Origin of the sequence: Haloarcula salina (genome assembly GCF_049603855.1) — an archaeon.
Lineage (GTDB): Archaea > Halobacteriota > Halobacteria > Halobacteriales > Haloarculaceae > Haloarcula > Haloarcula salina_A.
Map to the genome: position 1 here is coordinate 443,404 of NZ_CP187146.1, position 15,945 is coordinate 459,348.

Here is a 15,945-nt window from a genome sequence, read left to right on the forward strand (position 1 = left end):
AGCAGTCACGAACTCAGTCGTCGAGCGGCTGTCTGGGCTCCGCCGGGTTGTCGTCGAAGAACGCCGTCAGGACCTTCTGCTGGGCCTTTCTGAGATGGTTGTGGAGTGTCGGCGAGGACACGTCGAGCGAGTCGGCCAGCTCCTCCGCGGTCGTCCCGCGTGGCCACTCGAAGTAGCCGCTGTGGTAGGCCGCCCGGAGGACGGTTTCCTGTCGGTCGGAGAGGCGATCGGTCAGACGCTCGCGGAACCCGGCGTCAGTCTCGGCCGGGCGTTCGGTCTGCCGTTTCGCCGTCAGCGAGGTCTCCGGGTAAGCGTCGACGACGGCGTCGACGAGCGGTCTGATGTCGACCTCGCCCGGCATCTCGACGGCGATTGTCGCCGTCCCGTTCGCGGCGGTCAGGTCGCTGACGCGCCCGCCGCTCTGGACCAGCTTCAGGGCGGGAGCGGCCGTCACGACCGCTTCCAGTAGCGCGCCGTCGCCGTAGTCTTCGATGAGTCGCGCGTCGGCGACGGTGTCGTCGTCAGCCGCGTAGGACAGCACCGCGTCCGCCGACGCGCCGTCGACCACGAGGTAGTACAGCAGCGACTGCCCGCCGACGGGGACGATGCCCGACAACTCTAGGTCGCAGTCGAGTGCGCGCGACAAGCCGACGGTGAACGCCCGCGCGTCGCCGCACTCGAACTCCAGTTCGGTGACGGTGTCGGCCAGCAGGAGGCGCTTGCGCTCGACGGCGGCGAGCGCGTGGCCCACCTGCGTGCCGAGCGCCGAGAGCAGATCCCGCTCGGCATCGGTCACCTCCTCGGTCGGGCCGACGCCGACGACGCCCGCGGTCGCGCCCTCCCTGACGATCGGGACGAACGCGACGGGTCCGTCGGCGGCCTCGCGCACGTGTACCTCGCGCCCGTCGAGCGTGGCGGTGAGCGTCTCCGCGTGGTCGTCGAGGTGGCGGTCGACCGCGGCGTCGGCCACGTCCGTCGCCGCGCCGAGTGTGAGCCCGTCCCCGGTCCGCTCGGCCAGCCACGCGAACCGATAGCCTTCGGTCGCCGCGAGGCGGTCGCAGACCGTCGTGGCGATCTCCGACGCCGTCGCGGCGTCCGTGAGCCCCTCGCCGACGGCCGACGTTGCGGCGATGACCTGCCGGAGGCGCGCCGAGACCTCGCCGCCGTCCGCGTTGCCGAGCGCCGCGACGATTCCCTCGCGGTCGGGGTCGTCGAGCAGGGGCGCGAGGCGGTCCAGCCGGTCCCAGCCGCCGAGCGCACAGACCACGTCCGGCGGAACGCCGTCGTCGAGGAGGCTCGCGGCGAACCGCCACCGGAGATCGCGTGAGGATACGTCCGCCAGCCGCGGTGCGGACTCGGCCGCCCGCTCGGCCACCTCCCTGACGAGCATCTGGAGGCGGCGCGCGGAGACTGAAAACAGCGGCTCGTCGTCGGCGACGCCGGCTGCGTTCGCGTACTTGCGCACGTCGTGTTCGACCGACTCGGGGAGGTACGCCTCGCGCGCGACCCCGTCGCCGTCGTGGACGGACAGCAGGTAGTGGCCCTCGAACTCGGTGATGTCGCCCGGCCGCAGGGCGGTCATCTCCGCCGGACGGAGCCCGACCTCAGCGCCGAGGCGGAGCACGAGATCCGAGCGGTGCGTCTCGGCCGCGCGTCGGAGGCGCTCGTAGCCGCGCTCGCCGAGTTCGTCCGCTGGCTCGTCCATGCCACTTCGGAAATATACAGAATATCGAAATAAGTGTTCGCATTGTCCGTAATAGAACTGGTCTGAGACGCCCACTGTGGGTGCCAGTCACTGTGGGTCGCGAGGCGGGAGCTCGTATTCCGTCTGTGTCGAGGACTCCGTGCACACATGTTTCGGAAAATAGTGGACTATCGAAACAACTACTCGCCCGCGGTGGACGACTGGATCTCACCGAGAATCTCGGGGTTGCGGAGCGCGCTGGTGTCGCCGAGGTCTTCGTCGTTCGCCACCGCCGTCAGCAGGCGGCGCATCACCTTGCCCGAGCGCGTCTTCGGGAGGTCTGGCGTGAAGACGATCTCCTCGGGTCTGGCGATGCCGCCGATGGCCTCCACGATGGCTTCCTCGATGTCCGCCCGGAGGCCGTTCTTCCCGTAGCCGTCCTCCGGGGAGACGAAGGCGTAGATCGCGGTTCCGGTGGTCTCGTGGTTCGCGCCGACGACGGCCGCCTCGGCGACGCCGTCGACGCCGGCCACGGTCGACTCCAGTTCCATCGTGCTGAACCGCCGCCCCGCGACGTTGATCGCGTCGTCGATTCGCCCGAGGAACGTAACGTAGCCGTCCGCGTCCATTGAGGCGCTGTCCTCCGGTCGGTATCGCCAGTCACCGTCCTCCGGCGGGACGCCCCAGTCTGTCCCGTCGAGCAGGGAGCGCGGCATCCCGGGCCAGGGCCGCGTCACGACGAGTTCGCCCGCCGCGTTCGGTTCCACGTCCGCGCCCGAGCGGTCCACGACGGTCGCCTCGACGCCGGGGAGGGGCTTACCGGCGACGCCAGGTTTCATCTCGTCGACGCCCGGTAGCGTCGAGACGAGGATGGCCCCGGTCTCGGTCTGCCACCACGTGTCGACGACCGGGCACTCGCCGCCGCCGATGTGCTCGCGGTACCACTCCCACGCGCGGGCGTCCATCGGTTCGCCGACCGTCCCGAGCAGGCGCAGGCTGGAGAGGTCGTGTTTCGCGGGGTGCTCTTCGCCCCACTTCATGAACGCCCGGACGGCCGTCGGTGCGGTGTAGAACACGTCGACGGCGTACTGCTCGACCAGTTCCCAGAGGCGGTCCTTCTCCGGGTGGTCCGGCGTGCCGTTGTACAGCACCGTCGTGGTCCCGAGCGCGAGCGGGCCGTAGACGATGTAGGAGTGGCCGGTGATCCAGCCGATGTCCGCCGAGCACCAGTAGGTGTCCGCGGGCTTGATGTCCAGTACCGCCTGCGAGGTCCAGGCGACGTGCGCGAGGTAGCCGCCGGTCGTGTGGGTGACCGCCTTCGGCCGGCCGGTCGTCCCCGACGTGTAGATGCGAAAGAGCGGGTCGCCGGCCGCCCGCGAGACGGGTTCGACCTCGGTCCCCTCGTGTGCCGCCAGCAGGTCGTGGTAGTCGTCGTAGTCCTCGCCCAGGTGGATGTCGTGGCCCAGGCGATCGAGCACCACGACGGACACGTCCTGTTCGACGGCGATGCGGGCGTTGTCGGCCTTGTTCTTCTGGGCGACGGCGCTCCCGCGGCGGTAGTAGCCGTCGCAGGTGACGAGGTACTCCGAGTCGGCCCGCTCCATCCGCGTCGCGAGCGCGTCCGCCGAGAAGCCGGCGAAGACGACGTTGTGGGCCACGCCGAGGCGCGCGCAGGCCAGCATCGCGACGGGGAGTTCGGGCACCATCGGCAGGTAGATGGTGACCACGTCGTCCTCGTCGACGCCCATCTCGCGCAGCGCCGCGGCGAAAGCGTTCACTTCCCGGTACAGTTCGAGGTACGTGTAGGTCCGCGACTCGCCGAGGTGGCCCTCCCAGACGAGCGCCAGCTGGTTCTTGCGCTCGGGGAGGTGCCGATCGATGCAGTTGTACGAGGCGTTCAACCGACCGCCGGGGAACCACTCGAACGGCGGTCCGTCCGCGCCGCGCAGCACCGCATCGAAGGACTCGTCCCAGTCGAGCAACGACGCCGCCGCCCGCCAGCAGTCGGGCCATTCCCGCTCGAAGCGGTCGTAGACGCCCGGGTCGCTGACGTTCGCCTGCTCGATGAACCACTCCGGCGGGTCGACCGTCGCGTGGTCCGCGTGCGAGCGGTCATCGGCCGGCTCGTCGCCGCTTGTCATCGATTGACAATACGGGTGTGCGTTTAAAAACGTTCCATCTAACCAGTCCGGTTGCGGCCCGCGAGCGGTGCCACCGTTATCGGCAGCGACACTCGCGGCGGAAGTTATATTCGAGCCTGCGGACAACGGAGTCACAGGAGGCCGGTGAGGGCATGAGCGACACCGAAAAGAAGATCGCCGATACGAAGGGACAGTACCTGCAGGCGGTCTCACAGGGCCAGCGCCTCACCGACGCAGAGTGGCGGAACTGCCGCATCGTTCTCACGACCGAACGGCTCGCCCTGCTGGGCGACAGCAAGCGCCAGATCTCACTCGCTGATATCGACCGCATCGCCGATCGGTTCGACGTCAACCAGCAGAGCGCCGGCGTCTCCGAGTACGTCGCGCTCCACGTCGGCGCGGACGTGATCCTGGTGTCGGCCTCGGACCACGAGACCTTCGTGACCGACTTCTACCGCGCGAGCCTCGACGGCGCGATCGTCCTCGTGCAACACCCCGCGCTGAAAGGCGGCGTCGTCCAGTCCGCCGAGTGGACGAAGGGACGACTCAAAGTGACCGACGAGGCGCTTCGCCTCGCGCTGGCCGACGGGCAGGCCGTCGACATCGAGCGGACCGACATCGGCGACCTCGAAGTCGAGGAGAAGCAGGTCTCCGGCGAGGAGCGGACGGTCATCCAGGTCGAACACAGCGAGGGCGACATCAGCGTCGAGACCCACCTGGCCGGCGAGGAGTTCCACGCGACGGTTCTGCGGACGATGCTCGAAGACAGCGCCGAACAGAACCGCGCCGACCTCGACCTGAGCTCGACCGAGAAGCGCGTCATCATGGCGCTTCACTCCGGCGTTTCGCCGTTCGACATCCCCAACTTCGTCGGTATCTCCGTCGAGAAGACCGAGGAGATATTCGACCGCCTCATCGAACTCGACGTCATCAGCGTCCTCCGCGAGCGGACCGAGGTGAATCTGACGACGAAGGGGCGTCGGGTTGCGGGTGAGCGGATGGGAGAGCAGTAGTCGGGCGGGGCGCGCGAAGCGCGGCCCGCCGGATGAGCGAACGGAGAGTGAGAGCGATCCGTGAGCGAGGCGGACGCCTTGCGTGGGCCTCGAAAGTGAGTGACAGTCGATACGCAAACGCACGACAGAGATGCGTGACATGCATCCTGGCGCCTCTGTCCCCGATTTTACCTGCGACGTGGCGTTCAGCGGGATGACGTGACATAACACGCCACTATCTGGTTCAGTCGTCCGTTTTCCCCGAGAAAATGTGGACGTGCGTCCGAGAGTAGACGCCGTACAATCGCGTTAGGGCCGCCATATTGAAACCCCTCCTCCGCCTGCATCCCGTATGCACATCGATACGGCCGTGGTCCTCGCCGCGGGCGAGGGGACTCGCCTGCGGCCGCTGACGCGCAACCGCCCGAAGCCGATGTTGCCGGCCGCGAACCGCCCCATCCTCGAACACGTCTTCGACGCGCTGGTCGAAGCGGGTATCGAGCAACTGGTCGCCGTGGTCGGCTTCAAGCGCGACCGCGTTCAGGACCACTTCGGTCCGACGTACCGCGGCGTCCCGATCACCTACGTCACGCAGCACAAACAGCTCGGCAGCGGACACGCCCTCCTCCAGTCCCGCGCTGCCGTCGACGGCCCGCTGCTCGTGATGAACGGCGACCGACTCGTCGACGCCGGGACCATCGAGGCGGTCGACGCCTCCTACGACGAGACGGGCGATACGAGCATCGCCGTCGTCGAGCGCCAGGACACGAGCCGCTACGGCGCGGTACAGGTCCGTGACAGGGATATCGTCGAAATTGTCGAGAAGCCCAGTCGGGACGACTACCGGCTCATCAACGGCGGCGTCTACGCGTTCGACGGCGACATCTTCGACGCCATAGACGAGACGACGCGCCACGCGGGCGAACTGGCGCTGACCGACACCATCGAACTCCTGCTGGAAACCGACCGCGTCAGGGCGGTCGAGGTCGACGGGATGTGGGTCGACGCGACGTACCCCTGGGACCTGCTGACCGTCGCCTGCGAGGTCCTCGCCCGCGGACGCGTGGTCGAGTCGGCCCGCGACGAACGGGTCTGGGTCGACGATTCGGCACGCGTCCACGACGAGGCGGTCCTGCAGGCACCCGTCGTCGTCGGCCCCGACTGCGAGGTGGGTCCAGACGCGGTCATCGGGCCGGACGTGGCCCTCGGCCGGAACGTCACGGTGGGGGCGAACACCGTCGTCCGACATTCCGTCCTCGACGCCGACACGCGCGTCGATCCGAGCTCGACGCTCATCGACACCGTGACCGGTCAGGACGTGACGCTGGGCGCGGCTACCGTCGCCCCCGGCGGTCCGGCCGACGTGCAGGTCGGGACCGAGGTGTTCGAGGACCAGCAACTCGGGGCCGTCGTCGCCGACCGGGCCGACGCCCGCGGCGACGTGAGCTTCGTCCCCGGTTCGCTCGTCGGACCGAACGCGCAGATCGCCACGGGTGTCACAGTCGACGGGACCGTCCCTGAGGACGCGGAGGTGGTCCGCTGATGTGTGGCATCATCGGCTGCGTCGGCCGCGGCGACGAGACCCTCGACACGCTGGTCCACGGGCTCTCGAAACTGGAGTACCGCGGCTACGACTCCGCCGGCGTCGCGCTGTCGAGCGACCACGTCGAGATCTGCAAGAACTCCGGCAAGATCGACGACCTCCGCGAGGCGCTGTCGGACCGCACGCTCTCCGGGTCGGTCGGTATCGGCCACACGCGCTGGAGCACGCACGGCCCGCCGACCGACGCGAACGCCCACCCGCACCAGGACTGCTACGGCGACGTGGCGGTCGTCCACAACGGCATCATCGAGAACTATCAGTCGCTACGCGACGAACTGGTCGGGGCCGGCCACACCTTCACCTCCGACACCGACACGGAGGTCGTCCCGCACCTCATCGAAGACGCGCTTGAGGCGGGAGCCGACCCCGAGGACGCCGTCCGGGAGGCGATTGCCCGACTGGAAGGGAGCTACGCTGTCGCCGTCGTCGTCGCCGGCTGTGACGCCGTCTTCGCCGCCAGAAACGACTCCCCGCTCGTCCTCGGTCTCGGTGAGGACGCGACGTTCCTCGCCAGCGACGTCCCGGCCTTCCGGGACTTCACCGACAAGGTCGTCTATCTCGCGGACGGCGAGTTCGCCCGGCTCGACGCCGACGGGTGGACGGTCACCGACACCGACGGCTCGGTCGTCGAGAAGGACGTCAACACCGTCGAGTGGGACCCCGAAGAGACCGGCAAGAGCGGCTACGAGCACTTCATGCTCAAGGAGATCCACGAACAGCCACGCGCCCTGCGACAGTGCCTCCGGGGGCGGGTCGACGAACTCGCCGGCACGGTCGACATCGGCGACCTCGGCGACCTCTCGCCGACGGGCGTCCAGTTCGTCGCCTGTGGGACCTCCTATCACGCCGCCCTCCACGGCGCGCAACTGTTCCGCGAGGCCGGCATCCCCTCGCAGGCGTTCCTCGCCAGCGAGTACGCCACCGCGACGCCGCCCATCGGCGACGCGCTCGTCGTCGGCGTCACCCAGAGCGGAGAGACCGCCGACACGCTTTCGGCACTCCGGGCAGCCCGTCGCCGCGGCGCACGCACCCTCGCCGTCACGAACGTCGTCGGCTCGACCGCCGCCCGCGAGTGCGACCACGCGCTCTACATCCGGGCCGGCCCAGAAATCGGCGTCGCCGCGACCAAGACCTTCGCCTCGCAACTGGCCGCGCTGAACCTCCTTGCGCTCGGCACGTCCTCGACCGGTGACGCTCGTCAGGTCATCAGCGCGCTTCGGGACCTCCCCGGACACGTCCAGGAGATCCTCGACGAGTCCGCCGCACAGGAGGTGGCCGAAATCTATCAGGACGCCGACGCCTACTTCTTCATCGGTCGTGGGTACCACGAACCGGTCGCCCTCGAGGGCGCGCTGAAGATGAAGGAGATCACCTACAAGCACGCCGAGGGCTTCGCCGCCGGCGAACTCAAACACGGACCGCTCGCGCTCGTGACCGAGAACACCCCCGTGTTCGCTATCGTCACCGGCGACGACGAGCGCGCCCGCAAGACCGTCGGCAACGTCAAGGAGGTCGAGGCCCGCGACGCGCCCGTCGTCGCCGTCACCGACGGCCAGAGCGACGTATCCCGCTACGCCGACCACGTACTCGAACTGCCCGAGACCCATCCCCGGGCCGCCGCCGTGCTCGCGAACATCCACCTCCAGCTCGTGTCGTATCACACCGCCGCGCTGCTCGGTCGGAACATCGACAAGCCGCGGAATCTGGCGAAGAGTGTGACGGTGGAGTGAGCCGGCTGCTACTTGCGACTCTGCCGGTCTGTTTCTGGTGATTTAGGCGGTGAAAGAACTGCGCTGACGACTTGGATGGCTTTTGACTCTGCAAACATTCGTTTGATGCCCGCGACCGCTGAGGCGAATCCCGACCGACGCCACGCCTTCTCCACCCGAGGCACGAGTCTATCGAGAATTGACAGCAGCGGGCCAACGGTGTAGGTCTCTCGCAAATCGATGACTACCATCTGTGGGTCTGGGTCTGCGGTAAGCCACTGGTAGATTTCTGACTTGCGGGCTATCTCCACCACGCGAACACCGAACCGACTGAGAGTCGACCGTTCGTAGGCTTTCGATAGCCTATCGAATACTGATCTGAGGAGTGAGTTCTCAACTGCACTGCGAATGCGTCGTTTGACCAGGTCGCTTCTATCCAGCTTACCCATTGTTGATACCCGAAACGACGGTCGCTTTGATCGTTACGGTGCCTAAGTCCAGCGTTATGACCCGTCCCTGCTGGAGTGTTTGCCCTTTGAACGTGACACCGGTATCAGTTTCCCGCACTGAGAGAGTCGCAGTGAGTGTCATATCCTGTTCCGTCGGGTGGTCTCGCTCGTATATCGTCCCGTTCTCCCCTCGAGTGATGACTGTGGTACTCTCACGTTCGACGTCGGTGATTTCTGCGACGGTCGTCTCACCATACGATTCGGTCATTCCTGGCGAGACACTCTCCGCTACCGTTGACGAGACACCGGACATTTCGAGTGTGACCTGCCGATTTGCTCGCTCACCACGCTGGCTGGTTGCACCCACCCGTTCGATCTCTCCTTCAAGATAGACCGACTCTGTTGGGAGTGTAAGATTTGCACCAGGTCGGAGCGTTGTATCACCGAATTCTCGATTTCCATTTTGAGCGACGGTCTGGAGTGTCAGTCCCACGAACACAGTCTTTCGGTCGGGATTACTGGTTCCGTATGTTGTCACTGACTCGATGGTGGCCATCTCTCGGTTTTCGACTCGGACGGACTGTCCAGCACGCAGTTGCCTGGCCTCGGTTTCGGACAGGTTTGTCTTGACCAAGACCTCGGTCTGAGTGGTTGTGAACTCGGCACCTCCGCCGACGTCTTGGATCACTCCAGTAGTAGCATACGTGTCAGATAAAACCTTCAACTGTCGCCCATATCGCGGGGGCTTGCCACCGTACTGGACTGTTCCTCTATTAAAAGGGGCCGACAGCTCTGCACGTATCACTGCTCGAGTTGATTTGCCTTGAGGGGTGAAATACACGTCCCTGACTGTTAGGTTTGAGTTCCCTCCCGGACTGTACTTGTCACCGACTTCGATTTGAGAGACGATGTAGTCCGGCTGCGGACCAAGGTCTATGGTTACGTTGACCGTTCCCGCTTCTGGTTGAGAACCCGCACTTCCGCTGTTATCACTCAGGAACACCAACCCGACTCCGGCTAACAGGACAGTCAGAAAACCTACAATGACGAGGGCATCGATAATGTTGATGACTCCAAACAGGTTGCCGTCAGCATCGATAATTCCGGACGACTCCTCCAGCGGCTCCATACAGAGCCATTTCTTGGGCGGTGTATGGCCCTTTCGGTTACCAGCCCCCGACAGAGGAATCATCTAAACACGACCTGACTGCTGGCGTTTGGTTACGTGTTAGCGCCGCTCAAAAACAGATCTCACGTCGAAAAGTACGTTCCACACCTGTCGCGCGACCAGTTTCATATCGTATCCAAACGATTGGTCACGGACGTACTCAAGGTCGTACCGCAACTTCTGGCTCGGCTCTTTTCCCGTCACCTTGTTCACCTGTGCTGGCCCGGTCAGCCCCGGTTTCACGAACCATCGCTTCTGCCAATCCACGACGCCAGTCTGTATATCCACGTCCAGCTCGGGGCGCTCGGGCCGTGGCCCGACGACACTCATATCGCCTCGCAGTATCGACCACAGTTGTGGAATCTCGTCCAGGTGTGTCTGTCGTAATATCCGCCCGACAGGAGTTACCCGTGCGTCAACACCGCCGGCATCCTCGTCGCTGATTGTCGCGCCGGTCTCGTCTTCCGCGTTCTCGACCATCGACCGGAACTTGTAGATAGAGAAAGTCTCGCCGAACACCGCTGTCCGGTCCTGACGGTACAGTATCGAACCGCCGTCGTCTAGTTTTATCGCACCGGCGATACACACAATCACCGGTAACAGTACGAGCAACCCTGCCGATGCAAATATGATGTCGAACCCGCGCTTGAGAATGTAGTCCTGTATGTCCCAGGGTTCGATTTCAACATCGACCAACGTCCCGATCCCGCTGCTGGCTGTCAGTACCGAATCCATGTGATCCCGGTGTGCCTTTGCGCTGACACCGTACTCATAGCAGGCATCGAGCGCGCCGAAGAACTCCGCCCGGTCGGCCTGTTCGAACGCTAGCACGACGGTGTCGACATCGTACTCCACGAGAACGTCCTCTATCCGTGAGAGCCCCCCCAGCCGTTCCAACCCTACAGATCCCGAACCCCCGTCGGCTATGGCCTCGGTTAGCTTGGCTGTTGAGACTGCACTCGTCGGACAGAGATACCCCAACAGCGTGCCGTCGACTTCGTTTGCGACATGCTCTATTACCGTAAGGTCATCACCGACGATGACAGTCCGCTCGCCGCCTGTGGATGGCCGTTTTCGGATCCACACGAACCACGCGGGAAGTGCCATAAGCAGCAGTGGTGTCACCAACACGACTGTCAGCCGTGGCAACCGATAAGTGTAGTCGAAGTAGCCTATTGTCGCCAGTACAAGCATTGCCACGAACACTCGTTTCTGGGCCAGTGAGACCGCATCGAGGATTCGCCGTGGCCGAGGCTTGTACAGTGGGAGAAATACACTGGCAACGACGATCACCGTAACAAGGAGCTCGAAGGTAAATTCTGGGCCACTCGGTGGGTCGGTCGGTAGCCGCCGGAGTAGCGGAAGTGTGGTCGCGATAGCTTGAATAATAGAATTATTGACAAGTGATGCTGCGATCGCCGTCAGCACAACGACCCCGAAGACACTCGCAACGCGGTACCGCCAGCCACTATCCATTACTAAAGTGATGAGCGAGTTCCAGTATAAGTCCTGCGTCCACCTTGTCAACAATTGTAGCCGTTGCAGTAGTGTTCCCTGATGAGCCAACCCCTGGGCAATATTGATGTCCCGTGTTATGAGACAGGAGCCAAGACGTAGCTGACGAGCTTAAGACACTCCGATAGACATCCTCGACTAGAACGTTTCGTCGCTCCCTGAGGTCGGGATCCCAGTGCCTACGGCTGTTGCATTGCTAGGGGACGTTATGGCGTACGAGATTGTCGCGTATCTGAACAGTTTCGTTTCGGTCTGTTCGAACCCGCCGTTCGAACCATTTATCACGAGCGTGGCATCCACGGTGAGAATCGTCAGTACTTCCAGTATAGTCAATTCATCTATGGCATTGATCAGTCCAAACAGACCTCCATCTTCGTCGATAATGTGCACCGGGTGTCGTGCCAGAGTGTGGACCTCTGTCCGCTCGACGGCGGACTGTCTATCTTGACTTTCAGACACACCGATCGTGTCGATGGTGACAAAAATCGTCCGAGAGGCAATTGCAGACAATCAATCTCGTCGGCTACTTCTGGGAACCGCAACACTTACTCTTGGTGCTGTGATACCCCGAATCACCATTCATTTCATCGGTGGTCTTCAAGTATGGCACCTACTGTCTCTGTAATCATTCCCACATACAATCGGGCTGACCTCATCGAAAGAGCTGTCCGGAGCGTTCTCGACCAGACATTCACTGACATAGAATGTCTCGTTGTTGACGATGGGTCGACCGACGAGACTGTGTCAATCGTCAGGTCCATCGATGACGACCGGGTAACAGTCATCGAACACGGTGAGAACGGCGGTGCGGCGGCGGCTCGAAACGCAGGCATCGATGCTTCGTTGGGCGAGTATATCGCCTTCCTTGACGACGACGATGTCTGGCGACCGGAGAAGCTAGCGAAGCAGATTGACATCCTCGAGTCCGCTCCCGATTCTGTCGGACTCGTGTACTGTTGGATGGACTATTACGACGACGACAACAGTCTCGTGACGGCCTATCGTCCCGAGCTACGTGGAGATATTTTCCTCGACGTGTTGGACAAGCAGCGGATCGGCAACAGTTCAACGCTCGTCGCTCCAGCGCCCGTTGTAAACGACGTAAACGGATTCGACGAATCTATCCTGCGAGGCGACGATGGTGACTTCATTCGACGTGTCGCTCTCGAATACGATGTCGAGTACGTCTCCGAGACACTTGTCGACGCTTACGTCGACCACGGCCACCGTCGGATAACGAGTCAGGACGAGAAGGGAGCCAGAAACGCGATTCACGACCAGAAAGCGAAACTGCGTAAGTTCTCGACGCAGTTCGATGAGCATCCGGAGAAGCGCGCCATCGTCGAGGCGCTGATCGCTCGCCGATACGTCCAATTAGGTCAATACGGTGATGCTGGAGCGCACTTCACACGTGCAGTCCGGAGTTATCCGTTTGATTCTGACGTCTACAAGGAACTGTATCGTGGGATCCGTTTCAGAGTTCGACGGGCGAGTCACGGGTGGTGATTAGTATCTCTTCAGTAAGGCAGGGGCCGCTATTCCTTCGGAGAATGCACCGATACAATTCCTCCCCTTCGGACACCCTAGGTGGTCGCTCAAGTAGGCACACCAGAGAGTCAGTATCCCGGCGTGGACAGACAAGCATCAAAATAGCGTGGTGTACCGACGACGTGAACTCACGCACTGAGGACCCTAGAGGTGACGATCGTGGACGGGCCTGATTCCTGTTCTGTCTCAGTCGTGGTCACGACCTACGAGCGTCCGGAACTTTGCAAACGAGCGCTTCGAAGCGTCGCGGCACAGACCTACGAGCCGGACGAGATCGTTGTTGTGGAAGACGCCAGTGAGAGCGGTATTGAGGACTGGCTGGAAGCTGAACTCCCCGATGCAACTTACGTTCGACACGACACGAACCGAGGCCTCGCGGCTACCCGGAACACCGGCTTGTCCGTGGCTTCCGGCGACTACGTCGCGTACCTGGACGACGATGACGAATGGCTTCCTGCACGACTCAAACGACAGATCGCGACCCTCGAGGGGCTCTCTGATGAGGAACGCAGAGACGTCGGTGCTGTCAACTGCGGCGTAGAACGCCGGAATCCTGCTGGAGAGACTCTCTCAATCGCACTTCCTGACAACGAAGGGGATCTCGCTGTGTCGATCAGGGATCTGGGTGCTTCAACGTACCCGTCGACGTTTCTCTTTCGTCGAGCGGCGTTGGAAACCGTCGGCGGATTCGACGAGTCGCTTCCGTCTTCGATCGACCACGACATCTGGATGGAACTCGCCGTGGCAGGATTCGAAGTTCGGCGCGTCATGGAACCGCTCGTCATCACGTACATTTCCCCTCGCGAACAGATGACTGGGGATACTGCCGAGCGAATCAGCGGCGTCCGTCAGTACCTTGAGAAGTGGTTACCCACGTACCGCGAGTGGTTCGGTGAAGAAGGTGGTCAGGCATACGCGGATCGGTACTTCGCCAGGGTTATCGCTCGGCTGGCCGCCTCCAACTTCGTCTGTGGTGACCTCCGTGGGTTCATCACCGCGGTGACAGCAATATTTCAATACAGCGACGAGACGTGGTACAACAGACGAGTCGTGTTCACCACCGTCGCTCGACGAATAGTGTCGGAAGTGGTTCCGACGCCAGTCAAGCGATGGGTGAAATCCGCAGGCTAACGAAGTGATACCGAAACCGCAAATAATTCGGTGATTTTCCCTCAGCGGTAGTAGTCGACTGTCGCGTTGAGACCGGATTCGAACGTCCGCTCGGCTTCCCATCCGAGGGATTGTAGCTTGCTGGAATCGAGCGCGTATCGCTGGTCGTGCCCCGGCCGATCAGCGACGAACTCGATGAGGTTTTGATCGGCACCGACCGCCTCAACTATCGACTCGGCAACATCAATATTGCGCTGTTCGTTCCCGCTCCCTGCATTGTATATCTCACCGACCGTGCCTTGCTCTAGTACTGTCTCCACGGCGCGGCACGTGTCCTCGACATACGTCCATTCACGGACGTTTGTCCCATCTCCATAAAGTGGTAGGGACTTCCCGGCGCTTGCACGCCTGATAAGCTTCGGAATGAGTTTTTCTGGATGTTGGTGTGGTCCGAAATTGTTCGATGGACGCACTAACATGACCGGGAGATCGTGAGTCTCGTAAAAACTCATCCCCAACAAATCCGCGCTCGCTTTCGTCGCGGCGTACGGGTTCCGTGGTGCGACTTCGTCTGCTTCAGTGAACGCACCATCTTCAATCTCTCCGTATACCTCGTCCGTAGATATCTGGACGAACCGCTCGATGTCGGCGTCAAGTGCTGCTTCGAATAACGTTTGGGCTCCGGCGACATTCGTCTGGACGAAAGGGCCCGCCCCTTCGATAGAACGGTCGACGTGAGTCTGTGCAGCGAAATTAACTACTCCATCACAGTCCTCCAGAAGGCCGGATATCAGGTCGCGTTCTCTGATATCCCCTTTGACAAATTCATGGTCCGGATGGTCCCGAACCGCATCGAGATTAGATTTCTCACCAGCGTAGGTTAACGAATCCACTGTGACGACCGAGTGCTTCGAGTGTTCGAGAATGTAGGAGACGAAGTTCGATCCGATGAATCCTGCACCGCCCGTTACGAGGAGACGCATTGGGTCTAAGACAGAGCGTACTTACTTATATGCTCGTCGGCTTTTTCGTGGTATGCGCACCCTCGTCCTCGGTGCGAACGGACTTCTCGGCAGTCAGACACTCCAAGCTGCAACCAACCGGGATTGGCCGGTGACTGGCACCGTTCACACCGAACCGCCGGAGTTCGAGTCCCCCTTCTTCCGACTCGATATCCGTGATTCAGATCGATTCAAACGCGTTCTCGACGCCGTTGAGCCCGACTGTGTCGTCAATTGTGCGGCGATGACAGATGTCGATGCCTGTGAGACGAACACGGTGCTAGCTCGGGAAGTAAATGAATCCGCCCCGGGCTCGCTCGCTGCGGTTTGTCACTGTCGCGGAATCCAGTTCTGTCATGTGTCCACCGATTACGTCTTCGACGGTCAGTCCAGCCAGCCCTACGGTGAGACCGACGAAACAGACCCAATTCAGACGTACGGTGAATCGAAATTAGCGGGTGAAAAGGCGGTCCGAGAGTCACACGACTCGGCACTGATCGTCCGTGTCTCATTTCTGTACGGACGCCACGGCGGTTCAGGAGCGCTCACTGGCTTCCCCGCATGGGTTTGCAAGCAATTAGAAAGCGAAGGATCGGTCCCCCTGTTTATCGATCAGTGGGTGACTCCCACCCGGGCCGGTCTGGCGGCGAATACGATTCTCCGACTCCTCGAGTACGATTCGACTGGTCTGTTCCACGTTAGTTCCAGATCCTGTCTCACGCCGTACGATTTCGGGAACCTGATTGCTGACCGATTGCAAGTGAGCGAGGCCGGACTCAAACAGAGTTCGATGGCTGATGTTGATCGTCAGGCTCCACGTCCACAATACACCTGCTTGGACGTTTCTCGGGTCGAAGACGAAATCAACCAGGCGCTTCCGACACTCGATACAGATCTGGACACTGTCGAAATGGGCCTCGGCGGTGGTTACTCGAGTCTGTAATCGTCTCGGTGTTCGAGGACGTATTCACGGTCTGCGGCTTCGATGTCGTCGAAACGAAGGACGGTGTCACACTCGAGCCCGG

At 62.3% G+C, this 15,945-nt stretch carries 13 protein-coding genes; 6 read left to right on the plus strand and 7 right to left on the minus strand.

What is annotated here, in order from left to right; genetic code table 11:
- Positions 1-13: 13 nt before the first annotated feature.
- Together ACOZ4I_RS02275 and acs are read right to left on the minus strand one after the other, a co-directional pair.
- Positions 14-1,705 (minus strand): bacterio-opsin activator domain-containing protein, encoded by a 1,692-nt coding sequence (locus ACOZ4I_RS02275; RefSeq protein ID WP_424002609.1) that lies wholly within the window; start codon positions 1,703-1,705, stop codon positions 14-16.
- Between the two features lie 179 nt (positions 1,706-1,884).
- Entirely contained in the window at positions 1,885-3,825 is a 1,941-nt protein-coding gene (gene acs / locus ACOZ4I_RS02280) for an acetate--CoA ligase (protein ID WP_424002610.1), read from the minus strand.
- Positions 3,826-3,977: 152 nt separating this feature from the next.
- Between acs and ACOZ4I_RS02285 the strand changes: the two genes are divergently transcribed.
- From ACOZ4I_RS02285 to glmS, 3 genes are all read left to right on the plus strand, one after another.
- On the plus strand, positions 3,978-4,838 hold the full coding sequence (locus ACOZ4I_RS02285) for a CheF family chemotaxis protein (RefSeq protein ID WP_424002612.1): 861 nt from the start codon (positions 3,978-3,980) through the stop codon (positions 4,836-4,838).
- 331 nt (positions 4,839-5,169) lie between these two features.
- Positions 5,170-6,360, plus strand: coding sequence for a bifunctional sugar-1-phosphate nucleotidylyltransferase/acetyltransferase (gene glmU / locus ACOZ4I_RS02290; protein ID WP_424002614.1), 1,191 nt, complete (start codon positions 5,170-5,172; stop codon positions 6,358-6,360).
- Positions 6,360-8,150: a glutamine--fructose-6-phosphate transaminase (isomerizing) gene (glmS, locus tag ACOZ4I_RS02295; protein ID WP_424002616.1), complete on the plus strand. Its 1,791-nt coding sequence runs from the start codon at positions 6,360-6,362 to the stop codon at positions 8,148-8,150. Before glmU ends, glmS begins: the two co-directional genes overlap by 1 nt.
- Before the next feature lie 8 nt (positions 8,151-8,158).
- Here the strand turns inward: glmS and ACOZ4I_RS02300 are convergent, their stop codons facing one another.
- The 4 genes from ACOZ4I_RS02300 to ACOZ4I_RS02315 all read right to left on the minus strand — a co-directional run bounded on the left by ACOZ4I_RS02300 (position 8,159) and on the right by ACOZ4I_RS02315 (position 11,720).
- A complete protein-coding gene (locus tag ACOZ4I_RS02300) occupies positions 8,159-8,578 on the minus strand; it encodes a hypothetical protein (protein ID WP_424002618.1) in 420 nt (139 codons plus the stop codon).
- Positions 8,571-9,707 carry a DUF4330 family protein gene (locus ACOZ4I_RS02305; RefSeq protein ID WP_424002620.1) on the minus strand — a complete coding sequence of 379 codons (1,137 nt, stop codon included), beginning with the start codon at positions 9,705-9,707 and terminating at the stop codon, positions 8,571-8,573. The genes ACOZ4I_RS02300 and ACOZ4I_RS02305 overlap by 8 nt, the downstream gene beginning before the upstream one ends.
- A gap of 99 nt (positions 9,708-9,806) precedes the next feature.
- Positions 9,807-11,222, minus strand: coding sequence for a sugar transferase (locus ACOZ4I_RS02310; RefSeq protein ID WP_424002622.1), 1,416 nt, complete (start codon positions 11,220-11,222; stop codon positions 9,807-9,809).
- Positions 11,223-11,399: 177 nt separating this feature from the next.
- The gene (locus ACOZ4I_RS02315) at positions 11,400-11,720 is read right to left on the minus strand and encodes a hypothetical protein (protein WP_424002624.1); all 321 of its coding nucleotides are present in this window, start codon (positions 11,718-11,720) and stop codon (positions 11,400-11,402) included.
- 144 nt (positions 11,721-11,864) lie between these two features.
- On the opposite strand from ACOZ4I_RS02315, the gene ACOZ4I_RS02320 reads away from it, so the two are divergent.
- Together ACOZ4I_RS02320 and ACOZ4I_RS02325 are read left to right on the plus strand one after the other, a co-directional pair.
- On the plus strand, positions 11,865-12,767 hold the full coding sequence (locus ACOZ4I_RS02320; protein ID WP_424002626.1) for a glycosyltransferase family 2 protein: 903 nt from the start codon (positions 11,865-11,867) through the stop codon (positions 12,765-12,767).
- A gap of 192 nt (positions 12,768-12,959) precedes the next feature.
- The gene (locus ACOZ4I_RS02325) at positions 12,960-13,940 is read left to right on the plus strand and encodes a glycosyltransferase family 2 protein (protein WP_424002628.1); all 981 of its coding nucleotides are present in this window, start codon (positions 12,960-12,962) and stop codon (positions 13,938-13,940) included.
- A 41-nt stretch (positions 13,941-13,981) separates the two neighbouring features.
- On the opposite strand, the gene rfbB is transcribed toward ACOZ4I_RS02325, so the two are convergent.
- Complete coding sequence (rfbB, locus tag ACOZ4I_RS02330) at positions 13,982-14,902, minus strand: dTDP-glucose 4,6-dehydratase (RefSeq protein WP_424002630.1); 921 nt, start codon at positions 14,900-14,902, stop codon at positions 13,982-13,984.
- 52 nt (positions 14,903-14,954) lie between these two features.
- Here rfbB and rfbD point away from each other — a divergent pair, with 52 nt between their 5' ends.
- Entirely contained in the window at positions 14,955-15,863 is a 909-nt protein-coding gene (gene rfbD, locus ACOZ4I_RS02335; protein ID WP_424002632.1) for a dTDP-4-dehydrorhamnose reductase, read from the plus strand.
- Positions 15,864-15,945 lie beyond the last annotated feature (82 nt).

Coding starts and splice junctions, on each gene's coding strand:
- ACOZ4I_RS02275 (WP_424002609.1), bottom strand. CDS start 1,705: ATGGACGAGCCAGCGGACGAACTCGGCGAGCGCGGCTACGAGCGCCTC.
- glmU (WP_424002614.1), top strand. CDS start 5,170: ATGCACATCGATACGGCCGTGGTCCTCGCCGCGGGCGAGGGGACTCGC.
- ACOZ4I_RS02300 (WP_424002618.1), bottom strand. CDS start 8,578: ATGGGTAAGCTGGATAGAAGCGACCTGGTCAAACGACGCATTCGCAGT.
- ACOZ4I_RS02320 (WP_424002626.1), top strand. CDS start 11,865: ATGGCACCTACTGTCTCTGTAATCATTCCCACATACAATCGGGCTGAC.
- acs (WP_424002610.1), bottom strand. CDS start 3,825: ATGACAAGCGGCGACGAGCCGGCCGATGACCGCTCGCACGCGGACCAC.
- rfbD (WP_424002632.1), top strand. CDS start 14,955: ATGCGCACCCTCGTCCTCGGTGCGAACGGACTTCTCGGCAGTCAGACA.
- rfbB (WP_424002630.1), bottom strand. CDS start 14,902: ATGCGTCTCCTCGTAACGGGCGGTGCAGGATTCATCGGATCGAACTTC.
- glmS (WP_424002616.1), top strand. CDS start 6,360: ATGTGTGGCATCATCGGCTGCGTCGGCCGCGGCGACGAGACCCTCGAC.
- ACOZ4I_RS02310 (WP_424002622.1), bottom strand. CDS start 11,222: ATGGATAGTGGCTGGCGGTACCGCGTTGCGAGTGTCTTCGGGGTCGTT.
- ACOZ4I_RS02305 (WP_424002620.1), bottom strand. CDS start 9,707: ATGGAGCCGCTGGAGGAGTCGTCCGGAATTATCGATGCTGACGGCAAC.
- ACOZ4I_RS02285 (WP_424002612.1), top strand. CDS start 3,978: ATGAGCGACACCGAAAAGAAGATCGCCGATACGAAGGGACAGTACCTG.